This is a genomic window from Flavobacterium sp. GW821-FHT11G01 (genome assembly GCF_058808175.1).
In genome coordinates this window covers 1-4,016 of the sequence record NZ_JBXARK010000021.1, presented here as the reverse complement: position 1 = coordinate 4,016, position 4,016 = coordinate 1, and the positions used below count along the sequence as shown (strand labels likewise).

Genomic DNA, 4,016 nt, shown 5'->3' with positions numbered 1-4,016 from the left:
CCGGATGATTTGGCTTATGTGATCTACACCTCTGGAACTACAGGTAATCCAAAAGGAGTGATGGTGGAGCACAGAAATGTTATTCGATTGATTAACCCGTGTAGCTATTTTCCACTGAATCAAGATAATGTTTTGCTAAGTACGGGATCTATATCTTTTGATGCTACAATTATTGAATTTTTTGGAACACTGCTTAACGGCTCAAAATTAATATTGACACAACAGAATGATTTAATGGAACTGTCAAAATTAAAAAATATAGTTAATATTAATAGAGTAAATAGTTTATGGATGACAGCATCCTGGTTTAGCAGTGTAGTTGAAAATGATATTAATTTTTTTAAAAATATTACTCAATTAATAGTTGGTGGTGATGTTGTGTCTGCGAATCATATACTAAAAGTATTTAAAAATTATCCAGAGATAAAGATAGTTAATGGTTATGGGCCAACAGAAAATACTACATTTTCAGCAACCTTTCAAATTAAAAATGAAAAATATATTAAGATTCCAATAGGTAGACCGATACCTAATACACAGATTTATATTTTAAATAAAAATTTACAGCCAGCTCCAATAGGGGTTACGGGAAAAATCTATACAGCAGGATCAGGTTTGGCAAGAGGTTATCTGAACAAAGCAGAGCTTACGCAGGATAAATTTATCACCAATCCTTTTACAGTTGGGGAACGCATGTATGACACGGGTGATTTAGGATGTTGGCTTCCGGATGGAAATATAGAATTTTTGGGAAGAAACGATAGACAGGTAAAAATTAGAGGTTTTCGAATAGAGATTGAGGAGATTGAAAATATCATTTTGAAGTATTCAGCAGATTTAAAACAAGTCGCAGTTGAAGTAAAAGAGAATAATCAGGATAAAGTACTAGTTGCGTATTTAGTTTCAGATAAAATTGATAAATCAAATTTAAGAGATTTCCTGAGGCAACATTTGCCTGATTATATGATTCCTAGTTTTTATGTAGAACTGGCTGAATTACCTTTAACTCATAATGGAAAATTAGACAGAAGTGCTCTGCCTGATGTAGATGGTGATGATCTCGCAAGCAAAGAATATATAGCACCGAGAAATGAGACAGAAGAAAAGCTAATAAAAATATGGAGTGAAGTATTAAATGTGCAAAAAGATAAAATAGGGATTAATAATAATTTCTTTGAGCTTGGAGGACATAGCCTTAAAGCTATGCAGGTTATTTCAAGAGTTAAAAATGAATTTGGAGTGATTCTTAAAGTAGAAGAAGTTTTTAATAATCCTACTGTAGAATTCATTTCAAAAATAATAATTAGGAATAAATGGGTTATGGAATCTAAAGAACTCATTGTAAATAAGGAAATCAAAATTGTAATATGATATTAGAAGAACTAATAGACGAGCTTATCAGCTGTAACATTAAATTGAAAACTCAGGGAGAAGATATCGCTATTGAAGGGGCAAAAGAAAATTTAACTATTGAGCTCATTCAAAAAATTAAGACAAATAAAAAAGAACTATTAGTTTTTTTAGAATCAATGAACGTGCAGGATAATGATTTCAGAACACAACTGATACCTATAATTCCTGCTGCTTCTAATTATGAAGTGTCATCTTCACAATATCGTTTATGGATTTTGAATAAGTTAGAAGTTGGTAATGCAGTATATAATATTCCGTCGATTTATATGTTTGACGGTTTTTTGGATATCGAAATACTTCGTCAGTCTTTTGAACTTCTGATAGAACGTCACGAGATATTAAGAACAGTGTTTAATGAGGATGAAACAGGTAGGATAAGACAGTTTGTAAAAAGCCAAAAAGAGAATGATTTTAAGATAGTACATATAGATTTAAAAAAGGATCAAACACAGACACAGTCGGTAAAACAGATTCTTCAGGAAGAAATCTTAAATGGGTTTGATTTATCTGAAGGTCCTTTGTTGAGAGCTCTTTTAGTACAGTTGGATGAGAATAAATATGTATTTGCATTTGTAATGCATCACATAATTAGTGATGGCTGGTCAATGGGAATAATGATAAAAGAACTGCTAGCTTTTTATTATGCAAATAAAAATGATCATCCCAATCCCTTAAAGCCATTAAGAATTCAATATAAAGATTATTCGGCATGGCAGCAGGAAAGTCTGCGGGGAGATGTTTTAAACAAAAATAAATCATTCTGGCTAGAGCAATTTAAAGGAAGCATTCCTGTACTTGATATGCCAACCACAAATGGACGTCCTGCTATAAAGACACATAATGGTGCGGTAGTGCAAAGACTATTAAATCCAATGTTCGGAAAAAAATTAGTAGCCTTAATTCAACAGCAAGATGCAACCTTGTTTATGGGACTGCTGGGAATAGTTAATACTTTGTTATATAGATATACAAATCAGACTGATATCGTCATAGGAAGTCCTATTGCAGGAAGAGAGCATCTGGATTTAGAAGATCAAATAGGGTTCTATGTAAATACATTAGCCCTACGTACCCAATTTAAAGAGACGGATAGCTATTTAACGTTATTAAAAAAAATAAAGAAAAATACTCTCGGAGCATACAATCATCAGATGTTTCCGTTTGATGAACTAGTAAATGAATTAAACTTAATTCGAGACATAAGCAGGAATCCATTATTTGATGTAATGGTTGTTTTACAAAATAATAATACAATTCATAATAGTGAAACAAGATTTGAGTTTCAAGAAGATTTAAAAGTCAGCAGATATGATGAAACTGAGCATGTGGTAAGTAAGTTTGATTTAACATTTTCTTTTATTGAAGTTGAAGAAGGATTATATTTATCTTTAGAATATAATAATGACTTATATAACAGTGAAAGTATTTTTCATTTAGTTGGGCATTTGGAATTATTGATAGAATCAATAGTTCTTAATCCAGAACAAGAGATAAAGAAGTTAAATTATTTAAGTGCAGAGGAACACCATCAATTATTACTAGGTTTTAATAATACTGATTTATTTTACCCAAAGGACAAGACTATAGTGGATTTGTTTGAAGAACGGGTAAATAGTACTCCTGATAATGTGGCTGTAGTTTTTACAGGGACACAGCTGACTTATAAAGAACTTAATGAAAAGGCTAATCAGTTAGCACATTATATTTCTTCCAGCTATATTGTCGAAAAAGGAGATATCATAGGAGTCTTTCTGCCTAAATCAGATTTTGGAATTATTTCTTTATTGGCAATATTAAAGTTGGGAGCTGTTTATTTACCAATAGACACGAACTACCCTCAGGAGAGAATAAATTATTTTATAAAAGACAGTGGCTTAAAGCTATTAATTACAGATTATTATCTAAAATCAGATAGCAATTATCAAGTACTAAACATAAAGTTAGTAGAATTTGAAAAAAATATCAGCAGCAATCTTAAAACGAAGATTTTTTCTAAAGATCTTGCCTATGTAATTTATACTTCAGGCTCTACGGGGCAGCCGAAAGGTGTGATGATTGAGCACAGTAGTAATGTAAATATGTCTTTAGATCAGATCAGATCTTTTGAAATTAGCGAAAGTGATAAAATAGTTTGGTTTGCTTCAGTTGCTTTTGATGCCTCTGTATCTGAAATTATGATGAGTTTGTATAGCGGAGCTACATTATTAATACCTACAGAAGAGATAATCAAGGATAAAAACCAATTTGTAAAATTTTTAAAAGAAGAAGCAGCATCAGTAGTTACTTTTCCGCCAAGTTATTTGGGATTATTGTCTGAAGAGGATATATCAGGATTAAGATGCATCATTACAGCTGGTGAATCAGCTAATGTTTCTAAAGCAATTGCAGTTGTAGAATCCGGGATTGATTATTATAATGCTTACGGACCAACAGAATGTGCTGTATGTGCATCAATTTATAAGGTATCCATTACTGATAAGCGAAGATCACTTATCCCAATTGGTGCTCCTATATCGAACACCCAGCTTTACATTTTGGATGATTCCCTTGGAGTTGTTCCTGTTGGAGTAGGCGGCAAGCTTTATATATCGGGTGCTGGTCTT

2 protein-coding genes and 1 pseudogene are annotated in these 4,016 nt (G+C 32.1%); all 3 read left to right on the top strand.

Annotated elements, in window-relative coordinates; all coding sequences use genetic code 11:
- A pseudogene (locus tag AC1RRN_RS21385) lies at nt 1-573 on the top strand (AMP-binding protein); the annotation flags it as partial.
- 120 nt (nt 574-693) lie between these two features.
- The gene (locus tag AC1RRN_RS21380) at nt 694-1,371 is read left to right on the top strand and encodes a phosphopantetheine-binding protein (RefSeq protein ID WP_492969246.1); all 678 of its coding nucleotides are present in this window, start codon (nt 694-696) and stop codon (nt 1,369-1,371) included.
- A partial coding sequence (locus AC1RRN_RS21375) for a non-ribosomal peptide synthetase (protein ID WP_492969245.1) occupies nt 1,368-4,016 on the top strand: 2,649 nt, incomplete at its 3' end. The genes AC1RRN_RS21380 and AC1RRN_RS21375, both read left to right, overlap by 4 nt.